The sequence below is a fragment of the Rhizobium altiplani genome, assembly GCF_001542405.1.
GTDB lineage: Bacteria > Pseudomonadota > Alphaproteobacteria > Rhizobiales > Rhizobiaceae > Rhizobium > Rhizobium altiplani.
The window spans coordinates 97,007-113,994 of sequence record NZ_LNCD01000034.1 but is presented as its reverse complement, the minus strand read 5'-3'; the positions used below and the strand labels follow the sequence as shown (position 1 = coordinate 113,994).

Below are 16,988 nucleotides of genomic sequence, written 5' to 3'. Positions count from 1 at the left end.
AAGGAGACCGAAGGATGACACGCGCGCCTTCAAACGAAAACGAAATGACGCTGACAGCCAATCAGCTGGATGCCTATCTTGCTAAGATCGGGGTCTCCCGGCCTATTTCTCTCGACCTTCAGAGCCTGTCGAGACTGCATCGCGCCCACCTCATGACATTCACATGGGAAGCGCTGGATGCCTTCATGGAGTGGCCGTCCTCGATCACACCAAGATCGGCTTTCGCCAAGATGGTGGAAGGAAGGCGCGGCGGTTGGTGCTACGAGATGAATGGCCTCTTCGGTGCGGCTCTCGATGCACTCGGCTTTCGGGTGACCCGCCTTTGCGGCGGCGTCGACCGTGAAAAACTGGGGGACATCGCGATCGGGAATCACCTGACGCTGCGGGTCGATCTTCATCGACCTTATCTCGCTGAAGTGGGCGTGGCCGACGCCATCATCGAACCCGTCCCGCTTGCCGTCGGACCCATCAGCCAGCGCGGTTTCGATTTTTCGATCATGCCGACAGATGACGGCTGGTTGCGCTTCAACAATCACATGCGGGGTATAGCGCCCAGCTTCGATTTCCGGGCGGACCACAGCGACGAGGCGGCCATGGCAGCGACGCATGCCTGGTTGACGCAGGACCCGGGGTCGCCGTTCACAAATGCGCTTGCCGTTCTGCGTCATACCACGGACGGCTATGTCGCCCTGCAGAACGATCGTTTGCGCAGCGTAACGCCAAACAGCGTTCGCGAGCTGCGCATCACAAGCGCGGACCATCTCGCGGACACGTTCGAAACCTTTTTCGACCTCGACGTTCCCCACCTCGGACGGGTCTGGGAAAAGATCCAGGCGATTGGTCATAACAAGGCGGCCTGAAAAGGCCGCCCATCAACACTCTGGAACTCGAGGAAACATCGATGCTTCACATAATTCTATGACCGTCTCGCCCTGAACACGGCACTCGCCATTGGCGGGGTTCAGGTATCGGCATAAGGTTCCGCGTGCGGGGGCGCCCAAAAGCCCGTGAAACCTGAGAGCTCCGCATTACGACATGGCCAAAGCGGGGCCGTGCCATGCGAGGGATGCCAAAAGACAGAGCCTCTTACGTCGCTGCAAGCAAGAGAATGTAAGCCACGACGGTCACCATCAGCCCCCGGAATGCGCAGACGACGCACCGGTATTTTCCACGCGCGATGGTCGAAAGAATGTCGGCGTTTTCGAGGTATTGTTCAAACAGATAGCCGGCGTCGCGCTTGCCCGCGGCTTCACAAAAGTGTCCTCGGTGCTTGTGCCAGGTGCCCCAGAACAGGGATGTTGACGAATTCAAGTGCCGAGGCAGGACGACGAGAATCGCAGAAAGAATCGAAAAGATTGAAGCCAGAGCAAGCGCGCCGGAGAAAAGAATGCCTACCGGCGTCCCGTGGGCGTAGCGGCTCCAGGCAAAAACCTCACGTCCCTCGCTCGATGTAACAAGAAACGCGAGCATGAATGTAAAAATATACGCAGCTTTTTGGTCTGAAATCTTGATTTGATCGTAGAATATATCGTTTATCTTCTTGATGTGATCGAAGTACTCTGAACTGATATCAGTATTTGATGGCGAACTACTCAAAAAGTCCGTGGTGTTCTCGACGTCACTCACATTGCATCCCCATGCTGAAGTGTTTCCCTAATATTACACTCCGGCAACAAAGCAAATCCCTGTGGTCCTCGCGCTTGACTTTTCAACTATAGGCAGACAAATCCTTCCAATATGTGGGGTAGATTTACGAGATACGCGTGCGGGGGCACAGCGATCGCGGTGATTGCGTTATATTTGACGCATCCCGCCGCAGCAGAGCCTATCCAGCGAACCGCGCGAGCTGCCGGCTCGGTGATTGACCGCAAGACGGGAGAAGAGGTTCGTTTCGTCGATCTTTCCGATTGGCAGAACGTCGCTCTTCATCAGGACTTGCTCGGCGGCGACGTGCTGCGCACCAATGCCAATGGTCAATTGGCGATCCTGTTTGCCGATCACACGCAGGTGCGCCTGGGCCGCAATTCTGCGCTGCAGGTCAAGCAGATGGCTGCCGACGGTGACACGATTCTCAATTTGCAATCTGGTACGATCTGGGCACGCGCTCAGCGCGGTGGCCAGGGCCTGACGGTCGAGACACCGGCCGCAGCCGCTGCCATTCGTGGCACCGACTGGACAATGACGGTCAAGGGCGACCAGACCTCGCTGATCGTGCTCGAGGGCCGGGTAGAGCTTAAAAACGAGCACGGTAGCGTCGAAGTCGCACAGGGCGAAGCGGCAGTTGCGACGATCGGACAGGCACCGCGCAAGCTGGTCATTGTGACACCAGACGATCGCGAGCAGATGCTGTTCTATCTAACGCTGCGCGGTGGTTTTACCTTCATGCCTGCCTCGCCCCTGCCGATGGAGAAAATGAGGTCCGAGCGCGGCCGCATCGAGGCCAGGACACCGGAAGCAAGAACCGCGGAAGACTGGTTGACGCTCGCCGAAGTACAGTTGTCATTTGATGGTCGCCGGGAGGCACTCAAGTCGTTGGCGAGAGCTCGGGCGCTCAAGTTGTCGGTTACCCAAAGCGCCCGTGCAGATTTGATCGAAGCCCTGATCGCCGGTGCTGAAAAACGCTATGACGATGCAGCACGACTGTTTTCACGGGCCGAGCCTGCACTCGATCCGCAGCGCCGGAGCATTGCCGCCTACGGTGGCTACTATTCCCGCTCGCTACGCGACCCCGATCATGTGGAGACGCCCCCCGCATCGATCACAGGTCCCTATGCTGCGGCTATGAAGGCCTATACGGCCGGCTTCCTCGAAGATATTCCCGCGGCCATCAGGACGATGAAGGAAGCAGAAGCGCGTTATCCGACGGATTCGCGGCTGCCGGCACTGCGCGCACAGCTGGCCCTTCTGATCAATGACCGCGCCCAGATGCGGGAGGCGATCGAACGGTCACTTTCGATCGACCCCATGGATCCTGATGGCTTGCAGGCCCGCGCTCGTATGCGCGCCGACTTCGAGGGAAATCTCGATGCAGCGCTTGCAGACCTGAACAAAGCGATCGAGATTGCGCCAGGCTCCGCGATGGCATGGAATGATCTCGGCCTGCTGCAGGACGCTCGCGGTGCCAGCCGTGAGGCGGAGGTTGCCTTTAAAAAGGCGATCGAACTCGATCCCGACGATCCGATCAGCCACGCCAATCTTGCGATCCTTTATCTCGACCAATCGCGCATGAAGGAAGCCAAGCGGGAGATCGACCTGGCATTGGCCGCCGATCCAGCCTTCGACGTCGCACTGCTTGCGCGTGGACGCTACTATCTCCAGACGGGTGAACGAGAAAAGGCGATCGAAGACCTGCTGGCGGCATCCACCGCCAATCCGAGCTACTCGCAAGCGCAGCTCATGCTGGCCGCAGGCCACTATGAGCGTGGCAACAGGGACCCTTCAAATCAGGCGCTCGAGAATGCCGACCGACTGGACAAGAATGATCCCGTTATTGCAGCATTCCGAACCGCCGTTGCCATTGACGACTACGATGCCGACGGCGCGATAGCAAACGCTCAGGAGTTTCTGAGGCGCGCGCGTGCCCGCGGCGGGGATTTCAGCGCGCTTGGAGCCAACCAGGACGCCGGATCTACGCTCAACAACGCGTTTCGCTTGCAGGGCCTCGACGCCTGGGGCCGATATTACGGCGACGCGGTCTTTGATCCGTTTGAAGGTAGCGGGTTTACTGACCAGGCCCTCAAGGGAAGTATCAACCCGTTCAAGAACGCCATTACCTTTGGCGACAGCGTGATTGAAAACACCGCCAACGCAACGAGCTTTTCCTCCCTGTTCCAGGGACTGCTGCTCGATCCGCACATGTTGTCAGGTCGGTCGAGATCGGCCACGCTCCTTCGCACGCCATTTATCGAAGGTTCTATCGGTGGCGGCATAAACAGCGTTGGCGGCCACACCGGGCGTGTCGGTGAAGCCGAGATTCAGGGCTTTGCCAACGAGACGATCCCGATCAGCTTTTTCGGCAATTTCGAGTGGGAGGAAATTCCAGCCGAGGGAGATTATGCCAACTTCGGAAACTTCTCTACCGAGAACAAGCTGCTGAGCGCCAACGGCTATATCACGGCCACTCTAACCCCTGAGGATCGGCTGGTTGCCTTCATCAATCAAAGCCGAAGCGACTTCGACCTGAATTCGCTGACACTTGATCCATCGCCTTCGGCCCGGTTCAATGACGAACTCTTCTTTCCTCTTCTCGGATTTGACCTCGCTCCGCCCGAACTGCCCTTCTATCGCAGCGAACACAACAGTCTCGATAATCTCAACAGTGGCGTAGGCTGGAGCCATACATTCGGCTACCGAAATATCGTTAATGCGGCACTGCTTTATTCTGAAGTTAAGTCGCAGAGTACGAATGACTTCGTGTTCGATCAGTCAGCTGTGCCTTTCCTCGGAGGGCCCCCGCCGGACCTCGTTCCCTTCGGGCACACAAATGAAAGCCTATCGTCCAAAAGCTATGTCGCAGCCATCAGTCACAGCCTTGGCACTGACAACGGCTTGACCTGGCGCTACGGACTTGAGGGAGGATGGATCGACACGCGTGCCAGCGGCTTTGCCGAGTTCTTCGAGCTGTTTTCCCTTTTTGTCCCGGATGTGACGATCGACCCTGAAGAAGCATCCAATCGAACAAACCTGACGCGCGCCTACGTAGACTTGCTGCACGAGATCACTCCGGACCTGAAGGCTGAATACGCGCTCCATGCCACGTGGCTGGATGGAGACGGTACGGATGTCAGCCGGCTGGAGCCGCGATTGGGCGTGGCCTGGGCGCCGGTCGAAGATCAATGGTTGCGCGCCGCATTCATGCGTCAGAGCGTCGAGATCGGCGTTCCGACACTTGCCCCGATCGGTATTGTCGGGCTGCAGCCCAATCAGATTGCGGTTGGAGTCGATGGCTACGTCGACACGGCTCAACTACAATGGGATTCCCAGTGGACGGACAGGTTCTTCACGTCCATGAGCTATCAGCACCAGGAATTGCACGACATGACGATCGGGCTGCCGCTGACGGCGCTTCCCGCCTTCGATAGCTTGACTTTGGAACGAGCAAGCCTCGACCGCGCAAGCGTCACGGCAAATTTTGCGTTGGGGAACGGGTTTGGCCTTTCCGCGACCTATGCTCGTATGGACTCGGAGAATAAGGATGAAGCAAGCGTCAACTTTGGCGGTGCGCTTCCGTTCGTGCCACGCAACTCGGGTCAGGTCGCTCTAACCTGGGTTAACGAAGCGAAGGTGAAAGCGACGATCGCTGCGAATTATATCGGCAAACGGGACGGAGACGACATCGGGACGGAGCTTGATGACTTCTGGACGCTTGATGCCAATATGATATGGGAGCCGTTCGACAAGCGCTTTGCTCTTGAAGTGGCTGCGTTCAACCTCCTCGATGAGAAATTTGAAATAACGCCGGGTGTTCCTGGTTGGGGACGTGCCGTGAAGGGCACATTCAAAGTTCGTTTCTGATGAACAAGACACCGACCCTTGGTCCGGCTTCAGGATCTGCCGGTTGGCTGTTCAGCAACCGCAGCCTCCGGCTGCTCGTCCTTATTCTCCTGACATTGATCGGGATCTCGCTACTCTCGCGCCTGCCAGCTTGGCCGCTGCTGGAGCTCAAATCCTTCGACTATCTGTCGACGATCGATGGCCTGGTGCCGCCGGGGGAGGGGCCGGTGATCGTTGCCATCGACGAGCCTTCGCTTGCTGCGATCAACGCACAATGGCCGTGGCCGCGCAGCCTGCATGCTCAGTTGATCCGGCAATTGCGAGAAGCCGGCGCAAAGGCAGTCGGCCTCGATATCATCATGGCAGAGCCCTCGACACCGGAGAACGATACTGCAATTGCCGCCGCGGTCGGCCCTGACATCGTGCTTGCAGGCGACGAAACCTTGATCGAAACGCCGCAAGCCGACCAACTCGTGCGGGCTACACCTTTGCCGCAACTCACCGCGGCCGGTGCTCGCACGGGCATTGCCTCAATCGAACTTGGTGGGGACGGTGTCTTCCGGACCATCCCGATCTACGAAGACGGCTTTGCCGCCACGCTTTTGCGAGCCGCTGGCCACGATGGAGTGCCGGTCCCGCAGGACGCGATGATCCAGTCCTTTGGCCCGGCACGGAGCTATCAGACGGTCTCATATTATCAGGCACTCGACCCGAAGACGTTCCTGCCCGAAGGAACGTTCAATAACCGCGTTGTCCTGGTGGGTCTTAGTCTCCAGAACGCCCCGGAGATCGACAAGGGAGGTGCTGATGCCTTTGCCACCCCATACACGATGCACACGGGGAAGCTAACGGCCGGCGTCGAGATCCAGGCAACGATCTATGACAATCTTCGGCAGCGGCTGTCGATCAATCGCACGAGCCTGGTGCCTTTTATTGGATTTGTTCTGCTCGCAGCCGCATTCGCTGCTGCAACCGTCTGGAAATCGACTGGCTGGCTCACCCTCCTGGCAACTGTTGTCGCCATCTGCTTATTCGCACTGCTGTCCTACGCAGGCCTGCGTTTCGGCCATTTCTTCGTATCACCGCTTGGGCCGACCGTTGCATTTGCCTCGGTCGCCTTCGGCCAGGCCGCTTTCGACTTTGCGGAAGAGCGCCGAAACAAGCAACGCATTACCCGCGCATTTTCTCAATACATTTCACCCGATCTTGTCAAAAGGCTATCGGATGACCCTTCGCAGCTGAAACTCGGCGGCGAAAGACGAACGTTGTCGGTGCTATTTTCCGACGTTCGTGGCTTTACGACAATCGCCGAAACGATGAAGGATGATCCGGAAAAGCTAACCGGTCTGATCAACCGCCTGCTGACGCCGCTCTCCGATATCGTCATGGATCACGGAGGGACAATCGATAAGTACATGGGCGACTGCATCATGGCATTCTGGAACGCTCCCCTCGATGACCCTGAGCACGCGCTCCGCGCTGTTCAGGCATCGATTGCAATGCAGACGGCCATCGGGAGGCTCAACAAGGAACTCGAGATAGAAGCGCGAGCAAGCGGGTCACCACAGCATGTTCTCAAGATGGGCGTTGGGATCAATACAGGCGAATGTGTCGTCGGCAACATGGGCTCGAGCCGGCGTTTCGACTATTCCTGCCTCGGGGATTCCGTCAATCTCGCCTCGCGCCTGGAAGGGGCGTCAAAAAACTACGGCGTCGCTATCTTGCTTGGGGAGGAAACTGCACGTCTCGTAGGCGGGTTTTATAACGTGATGGAGCTCGACCAAATCGTCGTGAAGGGACGAACGACGCCGTCGCCTGTGTATACGATTGTTGAGGACGCGAGCGCGGAGCTGGTGGAAGTGCATAAAGCTTTCCTGGCCGCTAAGTACAATAGAACGTTGCTTCCCCTCGATGCCATGTTTGAGACGCTCACCGCGGCCTTTCCATCGCTTCGTCTCTATTACTCAATTGTCCAAAGCGAGTGTGCGCGGCGGGTCGACGACTAGTCGGACAACGGCGATCTCGGCCATCTGATCGACACGGAGTTTGCCCTGCGAGCGGTCTCGCGGAGGCGTGCGCAGCGGAGGGCGTTAGTTGGCCGGGAGAGATAGGTCAGCGATGCGCGCTCGCAACGCCCGGCACGCGGATGCGAGATCGCTCTCGCGCAAAAGCGCGCCGCCGATCAGATAAATCACATGGTTCCCGTAAACCTGCTGCATGTCGGCTATCCGCTCGAACGTCATGCCGCCTCCAGGCGCAGGAAAAATGGGCTTCAGCTCGCCAAGATCCTCCGTGCAACCGTGGAGGATGGACAGACACTCTTCGCGCGAGAAGCCGAACCGCCCGCCGAAATTCGGAAACACGACCGCATCGACACCCATGAGCCTTTGCAGCGTTCCGAAGTAGAAGCGGTGCGAAAAACCCGTCGTTGGCGTGATGACATTGGCGCCGGCAAAAGTCGGATGCGAGATGATCGGCAGACAGAAACCGGGGTCGGCGGCAAGCGTACGGGACACGTCAAAGCCGACGAGTGACGGTGCCAGCATAACCGCACCCGCGCCCGCTTCCTTTGCCAAGAAGGCGCGCTCGAAGATCTGCGACGCCGGTCCTGTGATGTTGGGCACGTATGCGCATTGAAATCCGGTGCTGGCATTTGCCTCGGCAACGGCTTCGACGCAGGCCTTAAGGCGCTCGGGATAAGGTGAGGTCGGCTGATCAACGAGCCCGTGGTCGTCCTTGATAAGATGCGTGCCACCCAAGGCAAAGCGGTGAGTGAGATCGGCGAGTTCGGACGTCGATAGACCCACGGGTTTGATCGCCGACATGATGAGCGGACCAGAATTGACCTCTGTTCGGGCGCGCAATCCGGCAGCGCCGAAACGTGGTCCAGGGCAAAGCTTGCGCAAGCCGTCCGACAGCTGCAGAGATTCGACGCGCGTACCGGTTTTGATCGAGGAGTTGCCAAAGACGATGTTCAGAAGCTGCAGGAAATCGCCACCCACATCGTCCTCGCTGTAGGAAATTTCAGCCAGGAAGCCGCCGCGCTCGGCGTCGGCGGATTTCAGGTTTTCCAACCGGCCGAGAATCTCGTCCTCAACGTAGCCACGCGGCACGATCTCTCTTGGGATTTCCACCGTCTGTTCGACTGCGATATCCAAGGCTCGCGCTCGCGCTTCTTTTTCGCCGGTGGCGTCGAGCCAGTAGCTGACGGAAAAACGCGATGCCATCAGAGCGCCTCTGCCTTCTGTACCGAATGAACCGTGTCGAGGCGGACCGCTTCGAACTCAGGATCGGCTATGTCGAGGGCGCGCCCCAGGAGATTGCCGATCGCCTGCGTCAGTGCGCTGGCATCGAGCCCGTACTTCTTCATAAGATAGGGTTTGGAGGCGCCATGCGCGAAGGTGTCTTCCAGTCCCAGTCGGCGAAGGCGGATGCCAAGCCCTTCCTCGGCAAGAATTTCGGCGACCAGCGATCCGAGTCCGCCATTGATTGTGTGGTTCTCGAGCGTGACTATACCTTTCTTGCCGCGTGCCGCCTTCAGCAGGCCGTCGCGATCAAACGGCTTCAGCGTCGAGGCATGCAGGTGGTGGATGCCGATCCCGCGGTTTTTCAGCGGCCCGGCAGCACGTAAGGCCTCTTCGGTGCACACGCCCGAAGAGACGACGAGGATATCGCCTCCCTCGCTCAGCGTCCGCAGTCGGTTGAATTCGAAAGGTGTCGAAAAAAGCCGCGGGACCTCGCCGCGCAGAACTCGGACGTACACCGGGCCGTCGATGCTGTCTGCCACCTCAAGAACGCTCTCCACTTCGGTGGCATCGCCGGTTTCGAGGACCGTCATGTTCGGGATGGCGCGCATGACCGATATGTCTTCGATCGCCTGATGGGTGATGCCGCCCGGTGTCGTAATTCCGGGCAGGAAACCCATCATTCGAACCTTGCGGTTGGAGTAAGCGATGGAGTTGATCAGTTGGTCGTAAGGGCGGCGATAGAGAAAGACGGAGAAGGTATGGACGAAGGGTCGGAAACCCTGCATTGCAAGGCCGCCGGCAAAAGACAGCATGTTCTGTTCGGCCATGCCGAGCGACAGAAACTGATCGGGATAGCGGTCGCGAAAGCCGTCGACTTCGCAGGATGATGTCAGATCGGCGGACAGGCAAAGCACTTCCGGGCGCGAGGAAGCGAAGTCCTCGAAGGCTCTGGCATAGGGGCGGTTGACGATTTCGACCATGATCAGGCCCTCGCGATTTCAGCGGGATCGACGCGAAGCTCGGTGCCGATTGCCGTCTGCATTTCTTCGCGCTCTTCCGCCGATTTGAAACGGACGTAGTGAAGGCGAGGGAAGCGCTTCTTTAAGAACGGCATGCCCTCGTAGGGCGATGTATTGGCAAGGATGACCAGAGGCCTGCGTGCCTCTGAGCTATTGGCTGCAGCCCGAAATGCCTGCAGATCATGTCCGTCAATCGATCGACAGGTAGCGCCGAAGGAAGCGATGCGCGCCGGCAGGTCGCCGAGATCAAGAACCGAGGACATCGCCCCATCGCATTGCTGCCGATTGACATCGACGACGACGCGGATGTTGTCGATGCCGTGATAGCTCATTGCCGCCAGGCATTCCCACGTCTGCCCCTCCTGGAATTCGCCATCGGACATGTAGACCCAGACCTTGCCTGGTTCGCCGCGGCGCTTGCGCGCCCAGGCTATGCCCGATGCCATCGATAGCCCTTGCGCAAGCGATCCGGTTGTCACTTCCATGCCTGGGCTGTGCTCGGCGCCGATCATTTCGACTGACCCTCCGTCCCGATTGAAATGATCAAGCGCGTTCTCGTCCATCCGGCCGACCTGAATCAACGCCGAGTATATGACCAGCGCATAGTGGGCGGGCGAGACGATGAAGCGGTCGTATTCCGGAGCAAAGGCGCCATGATAGCCGGCGCCGGTAAATGCGTCGGGATTTTTGGACGACGGCACGCCCGCGAAGGGCAGAGGGGTCTTCGGCAGCGTCGGTTCGCCAAGGACGAGCGCTTCGTTATAAAGGAACGCCAGACTCTCGGCCGCGGAACAGGCCTGGCTGAGGTAGCCACCGTTGTTGCGCATCGTGTGCACGAAGACACGCCTGCGAATGCCGGCGGCGACATCCTCCGTCGTCTGCTTGTTCGCGATGGTCATGAGTTATCTCCGTTCGGGAAAAAGCGCCTTCAAACCGGCGGGCGATGCTTCTGCAATGCCGCGTTCGGTGATAAGGCCAGTGATCAGACGCGCCGGAGTAACGTCGAAAGCAGGATTGGCTGCGGGGCTTCCTTCCGGCGAAACCCGTACGCTCGCAATTTCGCCGCCCGCACCACGTCCTTGCACGAAGGTGACCTCGTCGCCGCTACGTTCCTCGATCGGGATTTCGCGTACACCGTCCTGCACCGTCCAGTCGATCGTCGGTGAGGGGAGGGCAACATAGAATGGTACGTTGTTGTCCTTTGCGGCGAGCGCCTTCAGATAGGTGCCGATCTTGTTGCAGACGTCGCCGCTGGCCGTGGTCCTGTCGGTGCCGACGATTACCATGTCGACCTCGCCATGCTGCATCAGATGGCCGCCGGCATTGTCGACGATGAGTGTATGGGGAATGCCGTGGCCCTTCAGTTCCCAGGCCGTTAGCTGAGCGCCCTGGTTGCGGGGGCGTGTCTCATCGACATAGACATGGACAGGAATCCCCTCTTCAGCCGCGAGATAGATCGGAGCCGTCGCCGTGCCGTAGTCAACCGTCGCAAGCCAGCCGGCATTACAGTGAGTGAGAATATTCACGGGCTCGCCGGGCTTCTTGCGAGCGGCGATCTCGCGAATGACTGTGAGGCCGTTCATGCCGATGCTGCGGTTGAGGTCGACATCCTCGTCGGCGATGGCGGCAGCACGCCTGTAGGCGGCTTCAGCGCGCTGACTCTCCGGGAGCTCGAGCAGGAAGCTGCGCATCGTATCCAGTGCCCAGCGCAAGTTGATTGCGGTCGGTCGCGTTTCATGGAGTGTATTCCACACTGCGTCGAGGGAGGTGTTCCTGCTGTCGGCGGCCATGGCAAGCGCGACCCCGTAGGCTGCTGTCACGCCGATCAGTGGTGCTCCGCGCACCCACATGTCCCTGATCGCTACTGCGACGTCATCGACGCTCTTCAGCGTAACCACGCGAAACTCGTGCGGCAGCCACCGCTGGTCAATAATGTCGACTGATGCGCCGTCGTCATTCAGCCAGATGGTGTGGTAGTGACGCGCTCCAACTTTCAAATGACTGTCTCCTTCTCGAGTCGTTTGGCGAGCGAGTTGATCTCCGCGAGGCTGTGAATATGCCGGCGATTGACGGCGAGATGGCGGCCGAGTTTCAATGCCTTGCACTCGCAGCGTGCTCGCAAATCCAAATCCGCGATGGTTTCGAAATCGGCATTATGGGCGAGGCCAAGGATGCGACGGTGGATCTCGACGCCGGCAAAGCCGAGCATGTCGGTCCAGATCTCGTGCAAGACGTGATCGAGTGCCTGTTCGGCGCCGAGCAGGTCGCCGCGATCTTCGAAGAGCGAGCGCTGATAGAGGATGCCGTTGCGCTCGCTACGCCACAGGTCCGAAAACTCCTCGCAGAAGGTTGCCCAGATAGTTTCGATGACGTTGAGCAGATAGTCCCGCATAGCCTCGCGATTGCCGTTCTGTTCGTGGCCCGCCTGCGAGAAATAGCTCATCCAGAAATTGGCGATCATCATGCCGACGTCGAAGGCGATTGGGCCATAGAAGGCGAATTCCGGATCGATGACGCGGGTTTCATCCATCGTCACCATCACGGAGCCGGTATGAAGATCGCCATGCAGCAAGGTCTCGGCCTTGGTGGCGAAAAGGTGCTTCAGCTTTTGTGCCTCGACCTTCAAATCGCGATCCGCCCTCAGTTCGGCCACGATCCCATCGAGCTGTGGTGATGTGTGACGATTGAGCGACGCCTCGAAATAGGGGTCTGAAAAGACGAGATTCTCCGTGATGTCGCACAGTTCGACATTGTCGGAAAACAGCGCCAGATCCTGTTTTCGCTCGCGGGCGGTCATGGCGAGATCGGAGCCGCGGAAAAGCGTGCGTGCAGCAAATAGACCGAGATCACGGCCGATCCTGGGCAGTCGCTGGCCCTCGATGAGAGCACGCCTCAGAATGATATGGGGTGACAGGAATTCCATGACGATGATCGCCTGATCGACGTCGAAATGGAAAATCTCCGGTACCATTCCGGGATCGCGGTCCGATTGGCGCATCAGCGCATGATACTCAAAGTAAGAGCGCTTGAGCGGCAGCGGCCAACTCTCGCCGACAAGGCGGACATAGGGCAACGCCTGCTTGACGATCACCTTTCCTCGCTCGCCTTCCACGATGAAGACGAGATTAAGGTTGCCGTCTCCGACTTCCTTGACGCGCCAGCTACCCTGGTTCTCGCCCAATTTTTCAATGAGTGCCGCTAGGCCTCCCAGCCGCTGCGGCAACGTTTCGGGGCACAGGGCCACGAACGGCTTCGTATCCGTCATTTCTTCCTCCCCGGACCGTTTTCGCGGTGCCAACTCCCTCCGCGCGGCTGACTTCCCTCCTCTTTGGGCAGTCAGCGATCTTGCACTCTTCGATCGTGATGACATTTGATATGGGTCGATTTGTCAAATGTCAACGAGCTTGACAAATGATGACGCCCCGGCCTAGCATCACCGTGGGAGGACGGAGATGAACGAAGAACCTGTGTTCCGCGTCGAGGGATTGCGGAAATCTTTTGGTCGTATCCAGGTGCTCGGCGGAGTCGATCTGTCGCTTCGCGCCGGTTCTGTAACCGCACTTATGGGTGCAAACGGTGCTGGCAAGTCTACGCTCGTGCGCATCGTAAGCGGTGTCTACACGCGTGACGCCGGCCATATTTCGCTGGCGGGGCAGATTTTTTCGCCGTCGTCACCGGCTGAAGCCATCCGCGCCGGCGTCGTTACCGTTCATCAGAATATAAACGATGGGGTGGTAGCTGATCTGGATGTCGCAACAAACCTGACGCTTGACCGGCTGAACGGGCGTTCCGCGCGCTGGTTTTTCAATCTGAGGCGCGTGCGGCGCGAAGCCAAGGCAGTGGCCGATCGCATGGGCCTTTCCCTTGATCTCGGCGTTGGCATCTCGGGCCTATCTCTTGCCGACCGGCAGATGGTGGCCATCGCCCGTGCGATGGCCCACGAGCCAAAGGTACTTATCCTCGATGAACCGACGTCTTCGTTGTCAAGCGCCGAGGCCGAGCGACTCTTCCAGCTTGTCGATCGCTTGCGCGCACGGGGTGTCGCCATCCTCTATATTTCGCACCGCATGTCGGATATCCGGCGCCTGGCAGACAGTATCGTCAGCCTGCGTGACGGACGTATTACCGGCACCTTCACGGGACCTGACCTCGACTATGAGGGTGCGGTGAATGCGATGCTCGGCAAAGCGATCAGCCATGACGGCATTGCCGTTCGCGACGGCGGGGCGACAGTCCTCGGCGCCGAAGAGCTCATGCTCTCGCCGAGCGCACGTCCTTTTGATTTCGTGCTGCGTGAGGGAGAAGTCGTTGCCGTCACCGGTCTCGTCGGTGTTGGCAAGACCGCGCTTGCCGAGACGCTTTTCGGCGCCAGACAGCCGTTTGCAGGACGCATGTCGCTTGATGGCAGGCGATATCAGCCGCGCACACCTCAAGAGGCCATTGCCGAAGGAGTTTTCCTCGTCGCCAAGGACCGCGCGGACAATGGCATCGTCCCCGATTTCAATATTTACGAGAATATCAGCCTTCCTTTCCTGAAGCGGCTCGCCCGTGTCGGCGGCATCTCCAGCCGCGGTTCGGAGCGCGGCGAAGCTAAACGGCAGATTTCCGCTCTCGGCATCGTTTGCCGATCGGAACGAGATGAGATGCACACGCTCTCCGGTGGCAATCAGCAAAAGGTGATGGTGGCCCGCTGGCTAAGCCAACCCTGTCGATTGCTGGTTCTCGATGAACCTTTCCAGGGCGTCGATATTGCCGCGCGCCGCGACATTGCCGAGAAGCTTCGAGCATCGGCGCAAGGAAGAGCCACTGTTGTGTTCCTGACGGAGCTCGATGAGGCCTTCGAAATTGCCGACCGCATTCTGGTGATGTCCGAACAGACGCTGGCCGGCGAGCATCTAAACGCCGGTATCGATGTCAGTAAACTCCTGGCCGAGATCGCGGGCCAGCATGAAATGGTGAATTGATGACTGATCACGACACGCCGATCGCGGCAGCGCAGCCGGCAAAAATCGTTCCACCGCAAGCAATGGGCGCCAATATTCGCGAGCTCGCTATCCGCTATGGCTTTCTGCTGCTGCTTGCTGTGATGCTCGTCTACTTCTCTATAGCTACGAGCGGGTTTGCTTCGCCGCAAAGCGCCGTCTTCATCCTGCAGTCGGTATCGATCACAGGCATTCTGGCGCTTGGTGTCACAGCGACCATGGTCGTCGGTGGCTTCGATCTGTCGATTGGTTCGGTCGCAACGACAGCAATGATGGCGTCGTCATACATCATGGTGATCTTGAACGGCGATGCTTTGACGGCGATCGCCGTCTGCCTGCTGATCGGCATAGTGATCGGGTTGGTCAATGGTTTCCTAGTCGTCTACATGCGCGTTCCCGACTTGCTGGCAACGCTCGGAATGATGTTCCTTCTTGTCGGGCTGCAGCGCATTCCGACCGAGGGTCGGTCGATCGCGACCGGGATGAGCCTGCCCGATGGCAGTACCGCAACTGGCAGCTTCAGCCCGGCCTTTTTGGCACTTGGACGTCACAAGTTTGACTTCCTTCTTCCGAATCTGGTGCCAGTTTCGGTCGTCGTCCTGATCGTGCTCGCCATCCTTATCTGGTTTTTTCTGGAATATACCCGCTTCGGTCGGATGATGTATGCCGTCGGCTCGAACGAGCGTGCTGCGGAACTCGCTGGTGCGCCTGTCAATGCCTACAAGATGTTTGCCTACGTCATCTCAGGCGTCTTCGCTTCGATCGGTGGCATTCTGCTTGCTGCGCGTCTGGGTCGTGGTGACATCGCCTCCGGCAACAATCTTTTGCTCGACGCGGTCGCCGCCGCCCTGATTGGCTTTGCCGTGCTCGGAGTCGCCAAGCCGAATGCCTTTGGGACTGCAGTAGGGGCCCTTTTCGTCGGTGTCCTGCTGCAGGGCCTCACGATGATGAACGCGCCTTACTATACGCAGGACTTCGTCAAGGGCGCGGTGCTCGTCATCGCGCTGGTCTTTACCTTTGCTCTTTCGGAGAGAGGCAAACGATAGGGCTGGGAGGCCCTTCGCGCATACGCATGAACAACAAAGCGTCTACTGTGGAGGAGACAGGAATGAAGATTACGCGTAGAACACTCGGCAAGCTGACAATAGGCCTCATGGGAGCGACAGCCTTCTCGGGCTTTGCCCTTTCGGCCGACATGCCCAAGCCCTTCGACAACCCTGGCCAAGTCAAGATCGCTCTCGTGCGCTATCTGTCGACCGGCGATTTCTTCCAGTCGTACCTGTCTGGCGTTGAGGCGCAGGCCAAGGCCCTGGGTGTCGATCTGCGCGTGCTGGATAGCCGCCAGGATGCGGCGCTGCAGGCTGATATGGTCGATCAGGCAATTGCATTGAAGGTCGATGGCATTATCATCCAGCATGGCCTTACGGAGTCGATGAAGGAAGCCGCCAAGCGTGCTGTTGACGCTGGCATCAAGGTCGTTGCCTTCGATGTCAACGTCGAGAACCCGAAGATCCCGCAGATCGAGCAATCGGACCGCGATCTGGCGCGCCTCGCGCTTGAGCAGGCGGTCAAGGACAATGGCGACGCCTGGAAGGCCGGCTACGTCTACGTCGCTGGCATTGCGCCGCTCGATCGTCGCGACGAAACCTGGAAGGAGTTCAAGACAAAGTACCCGGGCATCAATGAAGCGGCGATGTTCGGAACAATGGATAATCCGATCGCAAACTCCGTCGCCAACCAGGCACGCTCCGTGCTGTCGGCCAATCCTGACGTCCAGGTGATGTTCGCACCCTACGACGAGTTCGCCAAGGGCGTGAAGATCGCGGTGGACGAAGCTGGTCTTTCAACCAGCGTGAAGATCTATTCGGCCGATATTTCGACGTCTGATATCGCCGCTATGCGCGAGCAGGACAGCGCCTGGGCAGCTACAGCCGCTACCAACCCCGCCGTCGTTGGCCAGGTCTCGGTACGCGCGCTTGCCATGCTGCTTGCCGGCGAAGATCCGGGCCACAATGTGATTGTCCCGCCGACGCTGATCACGCAGAAGGACCTGAAGGACGCAGATATCAAGAATATGGAAGAACTTGGCGCCAAGTTGCCGCAGTTCGCTCATGCTGATGTGGCCGTTCCAGCCTGGATGCCGCTGCCGAACAAGAAGTAATAAGACACCTGAGGAAATGCGAGGCGGCCTTCGGGCCGTCTTACGTGTTGTTAGGGTCAGCAAAAGCCTCGGCGGGCCATTTGCT

At 58.8% G+C, this 16,988-nt stretch carries 12 protein-coding genes; 6 read left to right on the top strand and 6 right to left on the bottom strand.

What is annotated here, in order from left to right:
• Positions 1 to 14 precede the first annotated feature (14 nt).
• Positions 15 to 860, top strand: coding sequence for an arylamine N-acetyltransferase family protein (locus AS026_RS07290; protein WP_062369195.1), 846 nt, complete (start codon positions 15 to 17; stop codon positions 858 to 860).
• 226 nt (positions 861 to 1,086) lie between these two features.
• On the opposite strand, the gene AS026_RS07285 is transcribed toward AS026_RS07290, so the two are convergent.
• Positions 1,087 to 1,626 carry a Pycsar system effector family protein gene (locus AS026_RS07285; RefSeq protein ID WP_062369194.1) on the bottom strand — a complete coding sequence of 180 codons (540 nt, stop codon included), beginning with the start codon at positions 1,624 to 1,626 and terminating at the stop codon, positions 1,087 to 1,089.
• A gap of 111 nt (positions 1,627 to 1,737) precedes the next feature.
• On the opposite strand from AS026_RS07285, the gene AS026_RS07280 reads away from it, so the two are divergent.
• The gene (locus tag AS026_RS07280) at positions 1,738 to 5,514 is read left to right on the top strand and encodes a FecR domain-containing protein (RefSeq protein WP_062369193.1); all 3,777 of its coding nucleotides are present in this window, start codon (positions 1,738 to 1,740) and stop codon (positions 5,512 to 5,514) included.
• A complete protein-coding gene (locus tag AS026_RS07275) occupies positions 5,514 to 7,499 on the top strand; it encodes a CHASE2 domain-containing protein (protein ID WP_062369192.1) in 1,986 nt (661 codons plus the stop codon). The genes AS026_RS07280 and AS026_RS07275 overlap by 1 nt, the downstream gene beginning before the upstream one ends.
• Before the next feature lie 84 nt (positions 7,500 to 7,583).
• Here AS026_RS07275 and AS026_RS07270 read toward each other — a convergent pair whose 3' ends face one another.
• Genes AS026_RS07270 through mtnK form a run of 5 tightly spaced genes read right to left on the bottom strand, consistent with a single transcriptional unit; the run spans position 7,584 to position 13,025 of the window.
• Positions 7,584 to 8,720 (bottom strand): RuBisCO large subunit C-terminal-like domain-containing protein, encoded by a 1,137-nt coding sequence (locus AS026_RS07270; protein ID WP_062369191.1) that lies wholly within the window; start codon positions 8,718 to 8,720, stop codon positions 7,584 to 7,586.
• Positions 8,720 to 9,721, bottom strand: a complete 1,002-nt coding sequence (locus AS026_RS07265) for a transketolase family protein (RefSeq protein WP_062369190.1) — start codon at positions 9,719 to 9,721, stop codon at positions 8,720 to 8,722. The genes AS026_RS07270 and AS026_RS07265 overlap by 1 nt, the downstream gene beginning before the upstream one ends.
• Positions 9,722 to 9,723: 2 nt before the next feature.
• Complete coding sequence (locus AS026_RS07260; RefSeq protein WP_062369189.1) at positions 9,724 to 10,659, bottom strand: transketolase; 936 nt, start codon at positions 10,657 to 10,659, stop codon at positions 9,724 to 9,726.
• Between the two features lie 3 nt (positions 10,660 to 10,662).
• Positions 10,663 to 11,757, bottom strand: coding sequence for an S-methyl-5-thioribose-1-phosphate isomerase (gene mtnA / locus AS026_RS07255; RefSeq protein ID WP_062369188.1), 1,095 nt, complete (start codon positions 11,755 to 11,757; stop codon positions 10,663 to 10,665).
• Positions 11,754 to 13,025, bottom strand: a complete 1,272-nt coding sequence (mtnK, locus tag AS026_RS07250; protein ID WP_062369187.1) for an S-methyl-5-thioribose kinase — start codon at positions 13,023 to 13,025, stop codon at positions 11,754 to 11,756. Before mtnK ends, mtnA begins: the two co-directional genes overlap by 4 nt.
• A 187-nt stretch (positions 13,026 to 13,212) precedes the next feature.
• Here mtnK and AS026_RS07245 point away from each other — a divergent pair, with 187 nt between their 5' ends.
• From AS026_RS07245 to AS026_RS07235, 3 genes are all read left to right on the top strand, one after another.
• On the top strand, positions 13,213 to 14,724 hold the full coding sequence (locus AS026_RS07245) for a sugar ABC transporter ATP-binding protein (protein WP_062369186.1): 1,512 nt from the start codon (positions 13,213 to 13,215) through the stop codon (positions 14,722 to 14,724).
• Between the two features lie 62 nt (positions 14,725 to 14,786).
• Entirely contained in the window at positions 14,787 to 15,788 is a 1,002-nt protein-coding gene (locus AS026_RS07240; RefSeq protein WP_062369224.1) for an ABC transporter permease, read from the top strand.
• Positions 15,789 to 15,850: 62 nt separating this feature from the next.
• Complete coding sequence (locus AS026_RS07235; protein ID WP_062369185.1) at positions 15,851 to 16,903, top strand: substrate-binding domain-containing protein; 1,053 nt, start codon at positions 15,851 to 15,853, stop codon at positions 16,901 to 16,903.
• Positions 16,904 to 16,988: the final 85 nt, after the last annotated feature.